At 28.4% G+C, this 19,861-nt stretch carries 19 protein-coding genes and 1 pseudogene; 5 read left to right on the top strand and 15 right to left on the bottom strand.

The genetic code is table 11. From position 1 onward, the window contains the following. Positions 1-4: 4 nt before the first annotated feature. Entirely contained in the window at positions 5-886 is an 882-nt protein-coding gene (locus LPB137_RS01705; RefSeq protein WP_076083543.1) for a DMT family transporter, read from the bottom strand. Positions 887-1,001: 115 nt separating this feature from the next. Between LPB137_RS01705 and LPB137_RS01700 the strand changes: the two genes are divergently transcribed. Then, a complete protein-coding gene (locus LPB137_RS01700) occupies positions 1,002-1,334 on the top strand; it encodes a hypothetical protein (RefSeq protein ID WP_076083541.1) in 333 nt (110 codons plus the stop codon). Here LPB137_RS01700 and LPB137_RS01695 read toward each other — a convergent pair. Further along, complete coding sequence (locus LPB137_RS01695; protein WP_076083538.1) at positions 1,324-2,274, bottom strand: ketopantoate reductase family protein; 951 nt, start codon at positions 2,272-2,274, stop codon at positions 1,324-1,326. The two genes, LPB137_RS01700 and LPB137_RS01695, sit on opposite strands and share 11 nt — an antisense overlap. 80 nt (positions 2,275-2,354) lie before the next feature. Here LPB137_RS01695 and maf point away from each other — a divergent pair, with 80 nt between their 5' ends. After that, positions 2,355-2,912 carry a septum formation inhibitor Maf gene (gene maf / locus LPB137_RS01690; RefSeq protein ID WP_076083534.1) on the top strand — a complete coding sequence of 186 codons (558 nt, stop codon included), beginning with the start codon at positions 2,355-2,357 and terminating at the stop codon, positions 2,910-2,912. On the opposite strand, the gene LPB137_RS01685 is transcribed toward maf, so the two are convergent. The 3 genes and pseudogenes from LPB137_RS01685 to LPB137_RS14785 all read right to left on the bottom strand — a co-directional run. Further along, the gene (locus tag LPB137_RS01685; protein WP_076083531.1) at positions 2,893-3,996 is read right to left on the bottom strand and encodes an ADP-ribosylglycohydrolase family protein; all 1,104 of its coding nucleotides are present in this window, start codon (positions 3,994-3,996) and stop codon (positions 2,893-2,895) included. The two genes, maf and LPB137_RS01685, sit on opposite strands and share 20 nt — an antisense overlap. Before the next feature lie 30 nt (positions 3,997-4,026). After that, on the bottom strand, positions 4,027-4,422 hold the full coding sequence (locus LPB137_RS01680) for a PAS domain-containing protein (protein WP_076083528.1): 396 nt from the start codon (positions 4,420-4,422) through the stop codon (positions 4,027-4,029). Between the two features lie 9 nt (positions 4,423-4,431). Then, positions 4,432-5,037 (bottom strand): annotated as a pseudogene (locus LPB137_RS14785) (methyl-accepting chemotaxis protein); the annotation flags it as partial. Positions 5,038-6,042: 1,005 nt separating this feature from the next. Between LPB137_RS14785 and LPB137_RS01670 the strand changes: the two are divergent. Further along, positions 6,043-7,404 carry a L,D-transpeptidase family protein gene (locus LPB137_RS01670; protein WP_076083523.1) on the top strand — a complete coding sequence of 454 codons (1,362 nt, stop codon included), beginning with the start codon at positions 6,043-6,045 and terminating at the stop codon, positions 7,402-7,404. Positions 7,405-7,425: 21 nt separating this feature from the next. On the opposite strand, the gene LPB137_RS01665 is transcribed toward LPB137_RS01670, so the two are convergent. The 9 genes from LPB137_RS01665 to gap form a co-directional block, all read right to left on the bottom strand. Beyond that, positions 7,426-7,893: a hypothetical protein gene (locus LPB137_RS01665; RefSeq protein WP_076083521.1), complete on the bottom strand. Its 468-nt coding sequence runs from the start codon at positions 7,891-7,893 to the stop codon at positions 7,426-7,428. Then, complete coding sequence (dxs, locus tag LPB137_RS01660) at positions 7,894-9,699, bottom strand: 1-deoxy-D-xylulose-5-phosphate synthase (protein ID WP_076083518.1); 1,806 nt, start codon at positions 9,697-9,699, stop codon at positions 7,894-7,896. A gap of 14 nt (positions 9,700-9,713) precedes the next feature. Beyond that, positions 9,714-10,820: a histidinol-phosphate transaminase gene (hisC, locus tag LPB137_RS01655; RefSeq protein ID WP_076083516.1), complete on the bottom strand. Its 1,107-nt coding sequence runs from the start codon at positions 10,818-10,820 to the stop codon at positions 9,714-9,716. A 26-nt stretch (positions 10,821-10,846) separates the two neighbouring features. Next, the gene (pheA, locus tag LPB137_RS01650; protein ID WP_076083513.1) at positions 10,847-11,914 is read right to left on the bottom strand and encodes a chorismate mutase; all 1,068 of its coding nucleotides are present in this window, start codon (positions 11,912-11,914) and stop codon (positions 10,847-10,849) included. Between the two features lie 21 nt (positions 11,915-11,935). Then, a complete protein-coding gene (gene lysA, locus LPB137_RS01645) occupies positions 11,936-13,144 on the bottom strand; it encodes a diaminopimelate decarboxylase (RefSeq protein ID WP_076083511.1) in 1,209 nt (402 codons plus the stop codon). 240 nt (positions 13,145-13,384) lie between these two features. After that, a complete protein-coding gene (fabI, locus tag LPB137_RS01640; RefSeq protein WP_076083508.1) occupies positions 13,385-14,209 on the bottom strand; it encodes an enoyl-ACP reductase FabI in 825 nt (274 codons plus the stop codon). After that, on the bottom strand, positions 14,210-14,920 hold the full coding sequence (locus LPB137_RS01635; RefSeq protein WP_076083506.1) for a triose-phosphate isomerase: 711 nt from the start codon (positions 14,918-14,920) through the stop codon (positions 14,210-14,212). Between the two features lie 2 nt (positions 14,921-14,922). Beyond that, entirely contained in the window at positions 14,923-16,119 is a 1,197-nt protein-coding gene (locus tag LPB137_RS01630; protein ID WP_076083503.1) for a phosphoglycerate kinase, read from the bottom strand. A gap of 28 nt (positions 16,120-16,147) precedes the next feature. Beyond that, positions 16,148-17,143, bottom strand: a complete 996-nt coding sequence (gene gap / locus LPB137_RS01625; RefSeq protein WP_076083500.1) for a type I glyceraldehyde-3-phosphate dehydrogenase — start codon at positions 17,141-17,143, stop codon at positions 16,148-16,150. A gap of 88 nt (positions 17,144-17,231) precedes the next feature. Here gap and nadD point away from each other — a divergent pair, with 88 nt between their 5' ends. Both nadD and rsfS read left to right on the top strand, forming a co-directional pair. Beyond that, on the top strand, positions 17,232-17,780 hold the full coding sequence (gene nadD, locus LPB137_RS14005) for a nicotinate (nicotinamide) nucleotide adenylyltransferase (protein WP_083657057.1): 549 nt from the start codon (positions 17,232-17,234) through the stop codon (positions 17,778-17,780). Positions 17,781-17,783: 3 nt separating this feature from the next. Beyond that, positions 17,784-18,110 (top strand): ribosome silencing factor, encoded by a 327-nt coding sequence (gene rsfS / locus LPB137_RS14000; RefSeq protein WP_083657055.1) that lies wholly within the window; start codon positions 17,784-17,786, stop codon positions 18,108-18,110. Positions 18,111-18,268: 158 nt separating this feature from the next. Here the strand turns inward: rsfS and argS are convergent, their stop codons facing one another. After that, positions 18,269-19,858 (bottom strand): arginine--tRNA ligase, encoded by a 1,590-nt coding sequence (gene argS, locus LPB137_RS01615; RefSeq protein ID WP_076083497.1) that lies wholly within the window; start codon positions 19,856-19,858, stop codon positions 18,269-18,271. Positions 19,859-19,861 lie beyond the last annotated feature (3 nt).

Here is a 19,861-nt window from a genome sequence, read left to right as displayed (position 1 = left end):
TAAACTATACTTTTTTTAGGAAAATTGATAAATAAATACCAAGAGCTATAAATAAGATACCAAAAACATGATACATTTCTAATCTTTCACCTAGAAAAATAAAAGCTAATATTGCCCCAAAAATTGGCATTAAATGTGTAAATTGCCCTGCCCTACTTGCACCTATCTCAACAATTGCTGTATTCCAAAAATAAAAAGATAATAATGAAGGAAAAACAACCATATAAATCAATGAATATAAAACCTTGCCATTTTCAAATACAGCTAAATCAAAACTATAACCTGCATAAAAATAAACAATACTTAATGCTATTATTCCTATAAAAACAGTAATACTTAAAAAATCTAAGGCATTTAATTCTTTGGGTTTATATTTTAAAAGTACCGTATATAAAGCCCAATTCACACAAGCAAACAGTATCCATAAATCCCCATGAGTAAAGTGTAGATTGATTATATTTTCAATACTTCCTTTTAGTATTAAAAAAATTACTCCTAGAGTTGAAAGAATGATTCCTAAGCCTTGTATTTTAGTAATAGTAGTTTTTAAAATAAACGCAGATAAAACTATAATCATTATTGGAATACTAGAATTAATTAATAATGCATTTGTAGCAGTTGTAGTCTTTAATCCTAGATATAAAAAAGTGTTAAAACCTGCAACTCCAATAATTCCAAAAATCATAAGAATAAGATAATCTTTTTTAAAGAATTTCATAATATGTTTAGATCTATATATTAAATATGGTAATAAAATTAGAAATACAAAGAACCATCTAAAAAATGATAGTTCTATTGCTGCTATTTCACTAGAAACCATTCGTCCAAAAACAAAATTTCCAGACCAAAATAAAACTGCAAGAGTTAAGTAAATAAAATATTTCATATAATCGCTTTGATTTTTTTGACATTATACATAAAATCTTACATATTGTTATAAATTTTTCTCTTTTTATTATTTTTAAATATAATAAAACATGAAAACAAATAAGGACATACTTGTGAATGGAAAAATTGAAGTTACATATAAATTATTATGTAAAAACGATGTAAATAAAGAGATTAGTTTAAAAGAGCTTTTAGAGAATGAAAAAATTGTAAAAGTAATAAAAAATGAGTTTGCAAAAGGTTTTAGAAATATTCATCTTGTTTCAAATGAAGAATCAAATGAAGCTTTTAAAATTGAAACTGTAAAGCAGTTTTATAAACTTGAAGTTCAAAAAGATGATTTTCCTGATATTTTAGCACTAGCAGAAGAAGATGCAGCAGCTAGAAAACTGTTTAAAAAAGACTGTAATAGAATAGAGTTAGTGAATATAGAAACTATTCCTTAACTCTTCTTTTTGCATATAAGAATTCTAATACAGTAGAAATACTTCTAGTATAAGGAGCATCAAAACCTTGGCTTTCACAGTTCTTGATAACAACTCCACAGATTTCATCTAGTTCTAGGTCTCTGTTGTTTTGAGTATCAACCCACATTGATGGTTTTACAGACTGAAAAGTTTTCATTAGTTCAAACATTTTATTTGCATCTTCTTGTGTAAGGTTAACGCCAACTGCATTTGAGGCAAGTGCTGCTTCACTCATTAGTCCATAAATTAATTTTGATGTTTTTTCATTTTCTAATAAAGGACCTGATTCTTCTTGTATTAAAGCACAAATTGCATTTACACCATTATTTATAATAAGTTTATTCCAAAGTTCAAGTTTAATATCTTCACAAATAAATGTACTTGTTTGTGTTTTATCTAAAATGATTTTTAATTCATTTAAAAAAATAGCATTCTCTTTTGTATGATTTAGTGCACCTATTAATGTCTGAACTTCACCAGAACAATGAACATGACCTAAAGATACAGTATGTGAAACAATAAGTCTAGTAAGTCCCCCTATTACAAAATCTTTAGAATAATATTTTTGCATGATATCTTCATTTTCAACACCATTTTGTAGTGATATATAGTATGGAATATCTTTGCTATTTTCTATCCATTTTGCTAATTTTATTGAAATATTTTCTGTACTCATAGCTTTTGTGGCAATTATTATTGCATCAAAATCACTTGGATTTAAAGCTGTTAATTCTTCTATACTTAAAGTGTTTATTTTATCTTCTATTACATAATTTGGATGAGTCATTTTCATTTTATTCTTTTTTAAATATTCTAGATTCAAACCTCTTGCTACAAAAGTAATATTACATCCAACTTCATGTAATATCATTCCATAATAAGCTCCAATTCCACCTGCTCCAATTATTACTATATTCATATTTATTCCTATAATTTTTCGTATTTTTAAAAAGCTATTATATACAAATTGTGTATAATTCAAATAAAAAAAGGTATCTCGTGATAAGACTAGGTTCAAACTCACCTACTAGAGCTTTAATATTAAATAATGCAAATATCAACTTTATTCAAAATGGTGGAAGTTTTGATGAAGATAGTATAAAAACTACAAATCCAAAATCATTTTGCTATGAAGCAACAAAGGGAAAATTCAACGAATTATATAAAAAATATGGCATTGAAGATATGCCTTTATTAGTTTCAGATAGTGTAGTTACATCAAATGGTCTGCTTTTAAGAAAAGCAAAAGATGAAAAAGATGCTAGAAGAATGCTAGAACTTCAAAGTGGAAATGAAACCTCTGTAATTACTTGTATGATTTATAAATCAAAACATAAAGAGCTAATAGATATTTCAATTACTACATATTTATTTGAAAAGTTTGATGAAAAACATATAGAAGAATATATTAAATCAGGTGAATGCTTTGGAAAAGCAGGTGCTATTATGGTTGAAGGTTTTTGTAAGCCATATATTAAAAGTGTAAAAGGCTACGAAAGTACAGCAATGGGACTTTGTGTTGAAAAACTAAAAGTTTTTATGGATAAAACTTGTTAAGCCACTGATTGATTAATAAATCTAAGTTTTCGTATTGTTCTAAACTCTTATATAAATCTTCATCAAATTTATTCGAAGTTAATCCAACAATAGAACCTAAAACAGAACCTCTATGAGCATTCTCACCACCTAGGTTTGTATTAATAAGTAAAGCTTTTTTAGGATCTTCATAATATTTAGATGCCAAATAACAAACACTAGGCCAAGAGTCTGTAATATAACAAGCAAGTGAATATTTTTGTCCTAGAACATAAGAGTCATCTTTATCTAAACTAATAAGTTTAGATATTTTAGTTTTAGGAATTACGCTTGCTGCTTTATCTATTTCATTAAGAATTTCAACATTAGAAGTTTCATTAAGTAAATTATGTAATAAAATGACATAGCTTTTTACTACATACATTAAGCCTTCATCAGGATGCGTTAAAAAAACATATTCTTGACAAGTTTTAATTACTTCTTCTAAAGATTTAGATGAAAATAAACTCAAAGCTAAAATACTTACACTAACAAGTGCTCCCATTGAAGGAGTATCATGTGTTAGTCCTCCACATTTTATTGCTTCTTTACCATTTGAGTAATTAGCAAAAAACTCTCTATGATAACTCTCAGCATAAGTATCTGGATGATTAGGTTTAGAAGAAGTCATTAAATCAATATACTCTTCTGCCCAATCTTTATAATTGTATTCATCTTGTTTTATTAGACTTTGCATAAGCCATTTAGCGCACCAAGCATTTAAAGTATTCTCACCTGCTTTCATTTCATGATGATAATGAATATTAGCTTTACCCCATAAATGACTCTTGCCTTTTAAGATAATATCGCCTACTACTTCTTTTTCTAGATTATTTTTCTTATTTTTTCTTCCACCATTTTTTGTAGAGTGTAAATTCATTATTGAACTTGGGTGAAAAGAAGGAGCAGCTTGCATTTTTGTAATACCATAAGGAGGAAAAGCTTTTAAAATATCAAAGCGATTATAAAACCAATGAACAGGCATTGATAAGGCATCCCCTATAAATAGATTTATTATTGCAGCTTTTGCTTTTTCTCGTTTTAAGTTTGATTTATTAGTATCCAAATTTTGTCTCTTTTATTTTTATAAAATGATTTATTTTTCTTTTAAAATTAAATCTTTATATAATTGTGTATGTTCTTCAATTTCTTCTCTTGTAGCTTTTCTTCTACAAGATAAGAAACCTTTTTTTCCATCAGATGTAATTGTTGGAAAAACTGTTGCAAATACCCAATAATAATTACCTGACTTAGTTGAGTTTTTAACAAAACCACTCCAAACTTCATCTCTTTGCACAGTTTCCCATAAATCTTTAAATGCAGCTTTTGGCATATCTTTATGTCGTACTATATTATGAGGTTTACCAATTAGTTCATCAACTGAATATTCTGCTAAATTACAAAAATCATCATTTGCAAAGTTTATAAGTCCTTTTTCATCAGTTTCACTTACTAAAAATGCAAAATCATCTAAAATCATTTCTTTTTCCATAGTTTTTTCCTAATTCACTTTCTTATTTTTAGCATCTTGAACTAAAACTTGCGCCATTGAAAGTGTCTCATCTGCAAATACTGCAACACTATTGGCTTCATTAGCATTTTCTTGAGTTACCTTGTCTAAAACAGATACTGCATCATTAATTTGCTCAATTCCTGTTAATTGCTCATTTGATGCAGTACTTACATCATCGATAATAGTGATTGTTTGAGATATTAATTCATTTAAGTTGCTATATCCTTCACTCATTTCATCTGAAATCTTTTTACCTTCACTTGTTTTGAAACTAGCATTCTCAACTAAATCTTTTATCTCTTTTGCTGCTTGAGTACTTCTTGTTGCTAAATTTCTAACCTCACCTGCAACTACAGCAAACCCTTTACCAGCTTCTCCTGCAGTTGCGGCTTCTACTGCAGCGTTTAAAGATAATATATTAGTTTGAAAAGCAATTTGATCAATTACACTTATTGCTTCATTTATAGATTGTACTTTTTGATTTATTTCATCCATTGATGAAGTTGTTTGCTTTGCTAATCTTTCACCTTGTTCAACTGAAGATTTGACAGTTTTACTTAGTTCTGCCATTTTCATTGCATTTTCATTATTGTTTTTTGTTATTGATGTAATTTCTTCAATAGCTGCTGCTGTTTCTTCTAAAGAAGCTGCTTGTTCATTTGCTCGAACAGATAAATTTTCAACAGACTTATGCATACTAATAGAATTACTTTCTAACTTTGTTCCATTTTTTAAATTAAGTTTAGCATTATCATTTAACTCTTGACCTAATTTATTTATTTGTTGCATTGTAATAAGCATTTTACCTTTTAAGATAGGATTTATTTCCATCTGGTCACGATAATCTTGATTTGCATATTTATCCATAATAGCAACAAGCTCTTCCATATTCTTATCAGTAGTTAAAAGAGTTGTATTTACAATTCTCTTAAGCGTACTTATCATAAAGTTCTGTGAATCAGCATGAATTCTTGAAGTGTAAATTCCTTGAGAAACTTTATTTAATGCAATTACAACTTCACCTAAAACATGCATATCTTTTTTTCTCATTGAATCAAATTTATCAACATATTGATTTAATTCATGTAAAATAGCACCAATTTCATCATTTTTAATATATTCAGCTTTTTTAATACGATTTGTTCTAAAAAAAGCAAATTCCATTAAGTCATCTATATATTTTTTAAGTCTATCAATTCCACCTATTATTCTATTCATAGATGAAATAGTAAAATACGTAATAATGATGGCAAAAATTATATTTACTGTAACAATTGCTATAATTTTAGAATGACTTAATATTGCAACAATGCTTATAATTGCAAATCCTATTTGTGTTAATACTAAATTAAGTATTAGACGTTTTTTAGTTGAAATGTTTTTAACCATGTGAGCACCACTTTTATAAAAATTATTTTATTATACTATAATAATTATAAATACACATAATCCTCATAAATCACCTATTTACCGATATATAATCAATTATTAATTTCAATTTACACTTATTTTTATTAATAATATGAATAGTTATATTAATAAACTGTTTACCTATTTTAGATATAATGCTCAAAATAACTAACCAATGGTGGACTATTAATGAAAATATCAAATATCTTATCAACTATTGCAATTCTTGCACTAGTTAGTGGTTGTACAAATAAAATTGTAGAACAAGACGTATCAACATCTAATAATATAGCTGTAAATAACTCAATACAAAAACAAGTTATTAAAGATGTAAAGATTCAAGAAGTTAAAAATGTAGAAAAAACTCCTACTATAAATCTTAAAGCAAATGAAATAGAGTTTTTAGAGATATTAAAAAATGATAAATATGCTTCAATTTGTGGAAGTGAAGCTGATTATCAAAATATTTTACAATTAGATAACCCTACAGAAAAGTCAAAAAAATTAGAAGAGCTTTTTTATGAATATACGAAAAATTTAAGTAATTCTTGTATCAATCAATCTGCATTTAAAAAAGAGTTAAGAAAAAGAAAATATAGAGATGCAAATCAAGATTATGAAGTATATAATGTTGATATAAATAAAGAAAAACTATTAGAAAAGTTTTCTTCAAATACTCAAAGTGTTAGTTCAATCTTGGAAACTTATACACCAAAACACCCACAGTTTTTTGCTTTAATTAAAAAACTAAATGATTCTTCTTTATCACAATCAAAACAAGATAAATTAAGATTAAATATAGAAAGACTTAAACTTTTAAAGTATTCAAATAGTGATAACTTTATCCAACTAAATGTACCTACATACAACTTCGCATTTTATGAAGAGGGTAAAAGAACAAAAACTTTTGGAACAGTTGTTGGTGCTCCAGATGCACAAACGCCAGTGCTTTCTAGTAAATTAGCATATTTTATTGTGAATCCAACATGGAATATCCCAGATTCAATTGCTAAAAGTAGTATTATTCCAAAAGCTTTAAAAGATAGAAACTATCTTAGAAAGAAAAATATAGTTATTAGAAAAAACTATAGACTTGATTCTAAAAAAATCAAATGGGGTGATGTAAAATGGAAAAAATATTTAAAGAAAAATGTTAAATATATTCCATATAAATTTATTCAACTTCCATCAAGAACAAATGGAATGGGAAGAATGAAGTTTATTTTCCCAAATGACTACGCTGTATATATGCATGATACAATTGGTACATGGAGATTTAAATCTTCTAAACAAAAAATACGATTTACTAGTCATGGTTGTATTAGATTAGAGCATCCAGTTAGTTTAATGAAATATTTATCAACAAACTATACAAAGTATTCATATAAAAAAGTTAGAGGTATTTATGATAGCCAAAAAACAGATACAATTAGACTAAATAAAAAACTACCTATTCACCTAACATATCAAACAGCACAAGTTAATAATGGTAAATTATCATTTTATAATGACGTATATGGATATGATAAAATTCAGAAGTTAAACTTCTGAATTAAACCACGATAAAAAGCTTTAAAAAAGAGACTTGATTATAGTTACCATTCCTGTATGTAAATTATAATTACCTACAGGAAAATCTAAATTATCCTCATCTATAAGATTTACTTTATACGAACTTAGATACTTTCCTAATTTTTCTAAATCTATTTTTGAATAATTAACATCTTTATAAGACGTTCTACAAAGTGAATTTTTTTCATTACTGATTTCTAAAGTAAAAGCTAGTGTTCTTAGTGATATTAAGTCAGTCCACTTATAAAATAAATCTTGATTTAATTCTTTTTCTATTTTTCCTTCAGGTGTGAAAAGAAGATTTTGTTCTTTAAGAGGGAATAAAACAGAAAGAATTGCATCAACAAAAGGAAGAATTTTCTCTTTCCAAAAAGGTGATTCATCGCTTTTATCTAATGCATTTTTAATATATTCTAAAAGTTCATTATTTGTATCTTTATTTAATAACTCACTTAATTTATCATTCATTTATTTTATTTTTGTAACTAGTTGAGAAGGTAATAATCCTAAACTTTCTTCAACTATTTTAGTATCCCCATGATCTATGAAATCATCTTTATATTCAAAAGAAGTAAGTTTAATATTTTGAATATTTTCTTCATTTAGAAATTCTAAAATTGCACTTGCTACTCCACCTTGTTTTTGTGAATCAGAAAAAACATACCAATCATCATATTTACTTGCTAATTGTTTTAAACACTCAATATCAAGTGGTTTAACAAATCTTAAATCTACAATTGTAATATCTTCACTATGAAGTTTCTCAGTTTCACAGGCACGTCCTACTGCTGCACCATAACCAATAAATAGCTTATTACTTTTACCTTCTTTTAAAACTTGGGCTTTTCCTAATTCAAAAGGAATAACAGGGAAATCAACAGGAGTAAAAGCTCCTCTTGGATATCTTATTGCACTTGGGCTTTTTAGAGTATAAGCAAATGCTAATCCCTCTTCTAGAGTTTCATTATCTCTTGGAGCAAAAACAATCATATTTGGAATAAATCTTAAGTAAGAAATATCAAAAGCACCTTGATGTGTTTCTCCATCATTCCCTACAATTCCTGCTCTATCTATTGCAAATACAACTGGTAAATCCATTAAACAAACATCATGAATTATTTGATCAAAACCTCTTTGAAGAAAAGTAGAATAAATAGTAATAAAAGGTTTAAAACCTTCTTTTGCCATTGCAGCCATTGATGTAACTGCATGTTGCTCAGCAATTGCTACATCCCAAAATCTTGTTGGGAATTTTTCCATAAGTTTATTTATACCTGTACCACTTGGCATTGCAGCAGTAACTCCTACAACATTTTCATGTTTACATGCAAGACTTGATAAAGCATCTGCAAAAACAGCAGTTGCAGCTTTAGGTGCAGGTTTTTTAATAAAAGCGCCATCGTTTATATTAAAAGGACCTACTCCATGCCAATGTTCATGTTGACCTTCTGCTATTTCATAACCCTTACCTTTTACAGTTCTTGCGTGAACAATTACAGGTTTCCCCATATTTTTTGCAAGCTCTAAAGTATCAATTACTTCTTCTAAATTATGCCCATCAATTGGACCTATATAATCAATACCCATTTCTTCAAACAAAATTCCAGGAGTAATAAGCTTCATAGCTTCTTCCATTCTTTTTGCTATATATGTAGTACCTTCTGGCATATTATTTTTAATAAAATTATCAACTCTACCTTTAAAGCCTTGGTAAGTTTTACCTGCAAGAAGTTTTGAAAGATGTTTTGATATTGCTCCAATTGGTTTAGCAATTGACATTTCATTATCATTTAAAATAATTACAACAGGTAGTTTAATATCTCCTAGTTCATTTAAAGCTTCATAAACCATACCAGCTGTCATTGAACCATCTCCAATCATTACAACGGGGATTCTGTCTTCATTTTTAAGTTTAATAGATTTTGCAGCTCCAACAGCAAGAGAAATTGAAGTTGAACTATGTCCTGCAATAAAGTAATCAGCATCAGATTCATTAGGTTTTGTAAAACCGCTCATTCCTCCAAATTGTCTTATTGTCTCAAACTCATCCCATCTATTTGTTAACAGTTTATGAGGATAACATTGGTGAGAAACATCAAATATAAAAGGATCACTAAATGCATCAAAAACCTTATGCATCCCAACAGTTAATTCAACTGCTCCTAAAGTAGAAGAGAAATGTCCACCTTTTCTTGATACTACATCAATAATTCTATCTCTAATATCTTGTGAAACTTGTTCTAATTCTTCTAGTGATTTATCTTTTATATTCATATTATTTCCAGATACTATTTTAATTTTTCTAGTACTTCATCTAAGATTTCAAATACTTTTGTATTTTGTTCTTTTGAACCTATAGTAATCCTAATTGCATTTACACCATAACCTGTTAAATCTCGAACAATTACTCCAAGTTCTAGTAGGTTTTGTGCAACTTCTTTAGATGAGAATAAATCTCCAAATTTTAGCGTTATAAAGTTAGTATATGAATCAATGTAATCAAAACCTTTTTGTTCTGCATATTCTTCATATCTATTCATCTCTTCAAAATTTAAAGCAATACATTTATCTACAAACTCTTCATCTTTAAGAGCTTCAATAGCAGCTGCTAGTGTTAAAGTAGTAATATTAAAAGGTGCTCGAAGTTTGTATAAAGTTTTTATAATATCTTCTTGAGCAATTCCATAACCTACCCTCATTCCACCAAGTGCATATGCTTTTGAAAATGTTCCTAAATAAATACAATTAGGAAAAGTATTAATTAAATCTTTTGGATTAATTCTTTTCTTTTCATCTTTAAAAGATGCATACTCTTGATAAGCACCATCAACTACTACTAATGTATCTTTATCTATTGTTTCTAAAAATGTATAAACATCATCCTTATCTAAACATTCACCTAATGGATTATTAGGTAAACAAAGGAAAATAATATCAGCCCCATGCTCTTTATACATAGCAGAAAATTGTTCTAAATTATGTTCATCGTCTACTGTTTTAATAACACTTGAGCCTGTTTGCTTTGCATAAATCTCATACATTGCAAATGTAGTTTTACTCATTAAAACTTTTGAGTCTTTATCACATTTTGCATGAACACAAAACTCTAAAATTTGGTCACTTCCTGATCCAACAATTACATTTGAAGGTTTTACTTCAAATTTGTTGCTAAGAGCATCTTTTAATTCATACATAGAATCATCAGGATATACAAACATATTTCCTGCAATTTCTTGTATCTTTTTTGTAACCTTTGGAGATGTTCCATAAGGGTTTTCATTTGATGCTAGTTTAATAATATCTTTAGGGTTTATTCCATATTCACGTACAACTAATTCAATTGGTTTCCCAGCTTCATAAATTGAAACATTGTCTAATACTTTATTAAAATTCATTTATTTTCCTATATTTATATATTCTATTAAATATCGTTTATTTCTTTTACATAAGATCCTAAAATCTTAACATTCCCATCATATTTTGATAATACTTTTTTTACATTTTCGTCATCTTTATGACCATCAAAATCAATAAAGAAAATTGAATTTCCTTCTACAATATGTGATTTGATTTTAGTTAGATTAATATTTACTTTATTAAAATCAGTTAAAAATTCAACTAATGCACCTTGTTTATCAGAAAGTGTAACCAAGATAGATGTTTTATCATTTCCACTTTGTCCATTTTCAAAATCGCTAATTATAAAAAATCTAGTTTTATTATTGTCTTTATCTTCAATATTTTCAAATAAAATTGGAAGGTTATGTAGTTTTGCACCAACATGTGGACAAATAGCAGCACTACCTGGTTCATTTACTGCAATTTTTGCAGCTTTAGTTGTTGATTCAATTGGTATATGCTCAACTTCATCAAGTCCAAAATTTGAAAGAAATTTTCTACATTGTTCAAAAGCAATATCTTTTGAATATATTCTTTTTATATCTTCAATTTTATCACAAGTTGATGCTAAAGTATGGTGAATATCAAGTACAACTTCTGCAATAATTTTAAGATTATATGTATTTAAACAATTAATTGTATCTGTTACTATTCCATTTGAAGAGTTTTCAATAGGAACTACACCAAATCTTGCTTTTTTAGTATCAACTTCTCTAAAAATTCCCTTGATTGATGAAATAGAAACATATGAACTCATAGCTCCAAATCTAGCTTCAGCTGCTTGATGAGTAAAACTTCCCTCTGGTCCTAAATAAGCTACATTTTCAGGTAATTCCAGATTTCTTGAAATTGCAAATATTTCTAAAAATAGTGCTTCAATTGCTGCTCTATTTAGTTTACCATTATTAAGACTTTCTAATCTATCAATAATAGCTTTTTCTCGCTCAGGTCTGTAAATTGCACCACCACTATGAGCTTTTACTACTCCTACTTGGTGAACAATTTCCATTCTTTCATTGATTAATTTTAATAATTCATTATCAATATTATCAAGTTTATCTCTTAAAGCGTCTAGTCCTACTTCATTCATTCTAATCCTTTTTGATAATGATTATTTTATAAACTCTTCTTCTAAAGCAATAATATCTTCAAAAGTTTCTCTTTTTCTAATTAATCTATCTTTTCCATCTTCAATTGCAATTTCTGCAACTTTTCCTCTAGTATTATAATTACTAGCCATTGTAAAACAATATGCACCAGCAGAATATAAAACAACTAAATCATTATGTTCTGTTTGTGGTAATTCAATATTTTTAGCGAAGAAATCTCCACTTTCACAAATTGGACCAACTAAGTTACAATCTGTGAACTCTTTATTGTCATTTAACACTTCAACTTTATGGCTTGCGTTATAAAGTGCTGGTCTAATTAAATCATTCATAGCCCCATCAACAATAATAAATCTTTTAGAACCATTTACTTTTTCATATAATACTTTACTTACAAAAGCACCTGAGTTTCCAACTAATGACCTACCTGGTTCACATACAATTGTAATATCTAAGCCAAACATAGTTTCTAATACACTTTGAGCATAATCATTTACATCAATTAAAACTTCATCATCATAAACAATACCTAAACCACCACCAATATCAATAAATGATAAATCAATATTTAAAGCACTTAAATTTCTTACTAAATCTGCAACTATTTTAACAGATTCTTTAATTGGTGTAAGCTCAGTTAACTGAGAACCAATATGACAGTGAATTCCAACAGGGTCTAAGTTATCAGAGTTTTTACATTGAATATACATTCTTTTTGCAGTATCAATATCAACACCAAATTTGTTTTCATGTAATCCTGTTGAAATATATGGATGTGTTTGTGGGTCAATATTTGGATTTACTCTAATTGAAATTCTAGCTTTCTTGTCAAGCTCTTTAGCAATTGTTTCAACTCTGTTTAATTCAGCTGCACTTTCAACATTTATCATTAAAATATCTAATTCTAAAGCTTCTTTAATTTCAGAATCAATTTTTCCAACACCTGAGAAAATAATTTTATAAGGAACAATACCTACTTTTAATGCACGTTTAACTTCACCAATTGATACACAATCTGCTCCAGCTCCAAGTTGTGCTAAATGTTTAATAACTGAAAGATTCGAGTTTGCTTTAACTGCGTATGCTATTAGTGATTTTCTTGCTTTAAAAGCACCTTTTAAAGATTCATACTGAGTTGTTATATGATCAAAATCATATACATAATATGGTGTTTGGTATTTATTTGCTAATTCTTTAAAATCTATATTCATTTTTTATAACTTTCCTATTTCTTTATTCATTTTCTATTTATTAAAATTTTAATTTAGAATTTTTAGAATTCTAAATTAAAATTTCTTCTTTTCTTCTGTTTGAAATAAATATTAGAAAGTGTAAGATTTTGTACAAGACCAAGGCGGAGAGAAAATTCAAAGCAAGAGCATACTAAAGTATGTGATTGTTTTGAATTTCCTAGACAACGCAGGTATTGTGCTAAAGCTTATACTTTATATTTAATTTTCACCATTCCATGCAATTTGTTGTTTTCCATTTTCATCAAATGAAGTTGCAGGCATTCCCATAATATTAAATCCACAATCAACATAATGAATTTCACCCGTTACTGCTGAGCTTAAATCAGAAAGTAAGTACATACCAGAGTTTCCAACTTCAGTTGTTGTTACATTCTTTTTAAGTGGTGAGTGAGCTTCATTCCATTTAAGCATAAATCTAAACTCACCAATTCCAGCTGCTGCTAGAGTTTTAATTGGACCTGCTGAAATAGCATTTACTCTAATTCCATCTTTTCCTAAATCTTCAGCTAAGTATTTTGTAGTCATTTCTAAAGCTGCTTTTGCAACTCCCATTAAATTATAGTTTGGAATATATTTAACTCCACCATAATAAGACAGAGTTAACACAGAACAATTATCACTCATAATTGGTTTAAGTTCTCGAACTACTTCAATTAATGAATATACAGAAACATCCATAGCAATATCAAAAGACGCTTTTGGAATATCATAAAATCTTCCAGTTAAACCATCTTTTGGAGCAAAAGCAATTGAATGAACAATAAAATCAATTTGACCCATATCTTTTTCTAAAGATTCTTTTAAAGCTTTAATTTCATCAGGATTTGATACATCACAAGGATATACTAAATTTTCACTTCCAAATTCTGCTGCGATTGGTTCAACTCTTTTCTTTAAAGAATCATTTAAATAAGTAAAAGCAATTTCGGCACCTTGATCTGCACAAGCTTTTGCAATTCCGTAAGCAATTGATTTGTTATTAGCAACTCCTAGAATTACCCCTTTTTTACCCTTCATAAACATCTATAAATCCTTTGTATTTTCAATAATTTGTTTAAAATCTTCAACTTTCCAAGAAGCAGTTCCAATTAATGCTCCATCAACACCATCTAAAGAACAGATTTCACGAACATTTGCTACTTTAACACTTCCACCATATAAAAGTGGTTTTGCAATTCTTGCTTTAATTGCAGAATGAACAGATTTTATATCTTCATTTGTAGCAGTAACCCCAGTTCCTATTGCCCAAACAGGTTCATAAGCTAAGATTAAATTTTCATAATTTGTATCAATTCCTACAAATTGCTCATAAATATACTCTAAAGTTTGCTCTAAACCTTGTTCTTTTACCTCTAAAGGTTCACCAATACAATAAATTACTTTGTATCCAAGCTCGCTGTAAAAGCTGAATTTTTTTGCAATTTCTTCTTGAGATTCATTAAGAACATGTCTTCTTTCACTGTGACCTATTAGAATTGTTTTAATTCCAAATTCATCTAATTGTTCTGTTCCTATTTCACCTGTAAATGAGCCATTTGCTGTTGCATAAGCATTTTGAGCTCCTAGTGTTAAATTTGAAACAGTAGCAAATGTATCAAGAGAAGTTGCTGTTGGGAAAACATATACATCTTCACTAATACTATTTGTATTTAAAAAATCATTTACATTATTTATAAAATCAGCTGTTGATTTTCTTGTATGGTTTGTTTTAAAATTCGAAGCAATAATTGCCATTTTTATTCCTCTATTAGAAGTGCTTTAACACCTGGAAGAATTTTTCCTTCAATTAATTCTAAAGAAGCTCCACCACCAGTTGAAATAAATGTCATTTCATCTTCATCACCTGTTACTCTAACTAAGTCAGCTGTATCACCACCACCAACAACAGTTGTAGCAAAAGAAGACGCAACTGCATGTGATACTTTTGTACTACCTTTTGCAAATTTGTCCATTTCATAAACACCCATTGGTCCATTCCATAAAATAGTATTTGCATCTCTTAAGGCAAGAGAGAATAACTGAGCAGTTGCTGGTCCAATATCAAGTCCCATCCAATTTTTTGGTATTTCTTGAACTGTTACATGTTTTGCAATTGCTTCTGAATCAAAAGCTTCAGCTGCAACTACATCTACAGGTAAATAAAGTTTAACACCTAATTTTTTTGCTTCTTCCATAATTCTAAGTGCTTCAGGAATTAAATCTTCTTCAACTAATGAATTACCAACTTCATGTCCAAGTGCTTTTAAGAATGTAAAGGCCATTCCTCCACCAATTAAGATCTTATCAACTTTTGGAACTAAATTATATAATGCTTCAAGTTTTCCAGATACTTTTGAACCACCAACAATAGAAACAAAAGGACGCTTAGGTTCATGTACAATGTGATGGAAAAATTTAATCTCTTTTGCAAGTAAGAAACCTGCTGCTTTATGTTCAATATCGAAATGCTTAGCAATACCTTCAACAGAAGCATGTGCTCTATGAGATACACCAAAAGCATCATTAATAAATACATCAGCCATTGAAGCTAATTTTTCGGCAAAAACAGGGTCATTTTCTTTTTCACCATCGTTATATCTAAGGTTTTCTAATAATAATATTTCACCTGGTTTAAGAGCTTTTGCAAGATCTAAAGTTTCTTGTCTTACTATGTGCTCAGCCATTTTAATATCTTGTTTTAAAAGTGTATGTAATCTTTTTGCAACAGGTTTTAATGAAAATTCAGGGTCAAATTTTTCTTTTGGTCTACCAAAATGTGATGCTAAGATAATTGAACAATCGTTATCAATACAATATCTGATTGTATTTAAAGCTGATCTAATTCTTCTGTCATCAGTGATGTTATTGTACTCATCCATTGGTACATTAAAGTCACATCTAATAAATACTCTTTTACCGGAGATATCAATATTTTTAAGTTCTTGTAATTTCATATGTTTTTGCCTTTATTAAAATTTCTAATTAGTTTGTTGCTACGTGTACACCCATGTCTACAAGTCTTGTAGAGTAACCCCACTCATTGTCATACCATGAAAGAACTTTTACCATATTATTTTCAATTACTTGAATTGTATCAAGTGGAACTACAGTTGATAAAGTTTCACCATTGAAATCAGAACTTACTCTTCCTTCTGTATCTATTCCTAAAATTCCTTTTAAGTTTCCAGTTGATGCATTTGTAAATGCAGCTTGTACTTCTTCAAGTGTTGTATCTTTTTTAAGTGTAACTGTTAAATCAACCATTGATACATTTGGAGTTGGAACTCTAATTGCTTGACCGTTAAGTTTTCCATTTAAATGTGGCATAACTTTTCCAATTGCTTTTGCTGCACCTGTTGATGCTGGAATTAAGTTAGTAGCTCCTGCTCTTCCTTTTCTTGGATCTTTTTTATCTTTTGCATCTAAAATTGGTTGAGATGAAGTGTATGAATGAATTGTAGTCATTAAACCTTTTTCAATTCCGTAAGTATCATCAAGAACCTTAGCAACTGGAGCTAAACCATTTGTAGTACAAGAAGCATTTGAAACAATTGATTGACCTTCATATTTCTCTTCATTTGCACCCATTACAAACGTTGGAGTATCATCTTTTGCAGGTGCGCTCATTACAACTTTTTTAACACCATTATCAACATATGCTTGACATGCTTCTTGAGTTAAAAAAGCACCAGTACATTCTAGAACAACGTCTGCACCATAAGAAGCAAAATCTAATTTAGCAGGATCACGCTCTGCCAATAATTTAGCTTTATCATTTCCAATAGTAATAAAACCATCTTCAACTTTTATATCTTGGTTATTTCCATGAACTGTGTCATATCTTAGGTTATATTGAATCATATCTTCACTACCACTAGCATTTACTGCTACTAATTCAACATCATTTCTTGAAGCAACTATCTTTGCTACACATCTTCCAATTCTTCCTAATCCATTAATTGCAACTTTAACAGCCATATTTTCCCTTTATAAATCTTAATTGGTAGATATTTTATCCAAAAGTTGCTATAATATTATTTAAGTATATAATAAAGGTATGATTTAGGTGCGACTTGCAGTATTTGGTGGTAGTTTTGACCCCGTACATATAGCTCATGAAGCGATTGTAAATGAGGCATTAAAAGAACTTAATATTGATAAATTAATTGTAGTTCCTACATATTTAAACCCTTTTAAAAATAGCTTTAATTACGAACCAAATATTAGAGAACAACTTTTAAGAAAAGTTTTTTCTAAGACTTCTAAAGTAGAAATTTGTGATTATGAAGTAAAACAAAAAAGAGCTGTTTACTCAATTGAAACTATCAAATATTTAAAAAACTTATATAAACCATCAAAGATTTATTTAATTATTGGTGCTGATAATGTAAAAGATTTAAATAAATGGCAGGGAATTGAAGAACTCAAATCTTTAGTTGATTTTGTTGTTGCTTCAAGAAGTGGTTTTATTGATAATAATTTTACAAAGTTTAAAAACTTAAAAGTTGATATTGATATTAGTTCTACTAAGCTTAGAGATAAAATTGATTTAAACTTTATACCTATACAAATAAAAGAAGATATAATAAATCTTCAAAGAAATAAAAAAGGTTAATTCTTGAATAGACTAGAAACTATTAAAGCGCTTTTAGATGAAAAAAAAGCAGAAAATATTGATGTTATCGATTTAACATCAAAAGATTACATTGTTGATTATGTTGTTATTGCAACTACATTAAACTCAAAACATGCATTTGCATTGTTAAATTACTTAAAAGAAGAATTAAAGCCAATGGGTGAAGAATTCTTAAGAGTAAATGAAGATGATAACTGGACAGTTATCGATTTAGGTGATATGTTTATTCACTTAATGAGTGAAGAATATAGAGCTAAATATACTATGGAAGATTTCCTAAGTAAATTAGACAATAAAGAAGAATACTAAAAAAAAAGAGAAGTAACTTCTCTCTTTTTTAACTAAAATTTAATTTGCAGGTCTCAAGATTTTATTATAATTACCAGCCGCATCTTTTGCGCCACCCATATTACCTGTATAAATTGCAATTGCTACAACAACTGCTAATATAATTAAAAACCATTTCATTACATTTTATCCTTAGCTTTTATTCCTAATAAATCTAAACCAACTCTAATACTTAAAGCTGACATACTTAATGCTTTTAGATACATATTCTGTTCAGCACTTCCTACAACCTTATGGTCATTATAGAACTTGTGAACAGATGCTGCTAGTGAAGTTAAATATTCAGTAACTTTTTGCATTTCTCTTTTTGCAAAGGCTTCATTTAGAACTGAACCTAATAATAGAGATTCATAAATTAAATTTAAACCATCTTGATTTAAGTTTTCAAAACTTTCATCTTTAATATCATCAAAAGTTAATTCTGCTTTTTTAAATACTTGATTAATTCTTGCATGAGCATAATTAATATAAAAAATTGGGTTTGAGCTATCTTGATTAGTTAATCTATCTAAGTCAAACTCTAAATGCGTATCACTTTTTTTAGTTAAAAATACAAATCTTAAAGCATCTGAACCAATCTCTTTTGTAATATCAGACATTAAAATGACATTACCAGCACGTTTAGACATTTTGTAGGGTTCTCCACCTTTTAAAAGTGAAACCATTTGAGATAAAAGTACCTCAAGTTTAGAAGAATCATTTCCTAAAAACTCAATTGCAGCTTTAACTCTTTTGATATAACCATGATGATCAGCTCCCCAAATATTAATATATTCGTCAAAACCTCTATCATATTTATTTTTATGGTAAATAATGTCACCAGCAAGATAAGTTGGAACTCCATTATCTCTTACAACAACTCTATCTACATCATCACCAATATTAGTTGAACGAATCCAAACCTTTTCATCTTTAGTATAAAGTGAATCATTATTTTCTAATACTTTTCTTGTTTCATCCCAAGAAGAATAAAGTGATTTTTCAGATACAAAAGTGTCAAACTCAATACCTAAATCTTTTAAATCACTTGTGATAATATCCATAACTAAATCTTTTGCGAAAAATGCAATTTCTTTATATCTAGATTCATCTCTTAGTGCATCAGCTCCAAATTTTTCAATTACTGCTGGCGCAATTTCTTCTAAGTATTCACCTCTATAATAAGTTTCAGGGTATTGTACTTCTTCTTTAAAGATAAATTCTCTAGCAGCTAAAGCAATAGAAAGTCCTAGCATATCCATTTGAGAACCTGCATCATTTACATAGTATTCAGTTGTAATATCAAAACCTAAGTGTCTTCCAACACGTGCAATTGTATCACCTTGAATTGCACCACGTGCATGACCTATGTGAAGAGGACCAGTTGGGTTTGCTGAAACATACTCTAAAAGAATTTTTTCTTTTTTTGTTTCTTCTTTTGCAAATTCATTTCCACTTTTTAAAGAAGTATCAACTAATTCTTGTAAAAATGAAGCTGAAAGTTTAAAGTTTATAAAACCTTTTACTGCTTCCACTTTTTCAAACATAGTTGAGTTTTCAAATTTTAAGGCTAAATCATTTGCAATAATCATTGGAGATTTTCTTAATTCTTTGGCAAGTGAGAATGCAACAGGAGTTGCATAATGACCAAAAGACACATCTTTTGGTTTCTCAAGAACAACGCTAGTTTCTAATATACTTTCAATGTATTCTTTTACTAAATTTTGCAATTA

The organism is Poseidonibacter parvus (genome assembly GCF_001956695.1).
In the GTDB taxonomy this organism is placed as follows: Bacteria; Campylobacterota; Campylobacteria; order Campylobacterales; family Arcobacteraceae; genus Poseidonibacter; species Poseidonibacter parvus.
The sequence above is the reverse complement of the archived record's forward strand: the minus strand, read 5'-3'. Positions and strand labels throughout refer to the sequence as shown.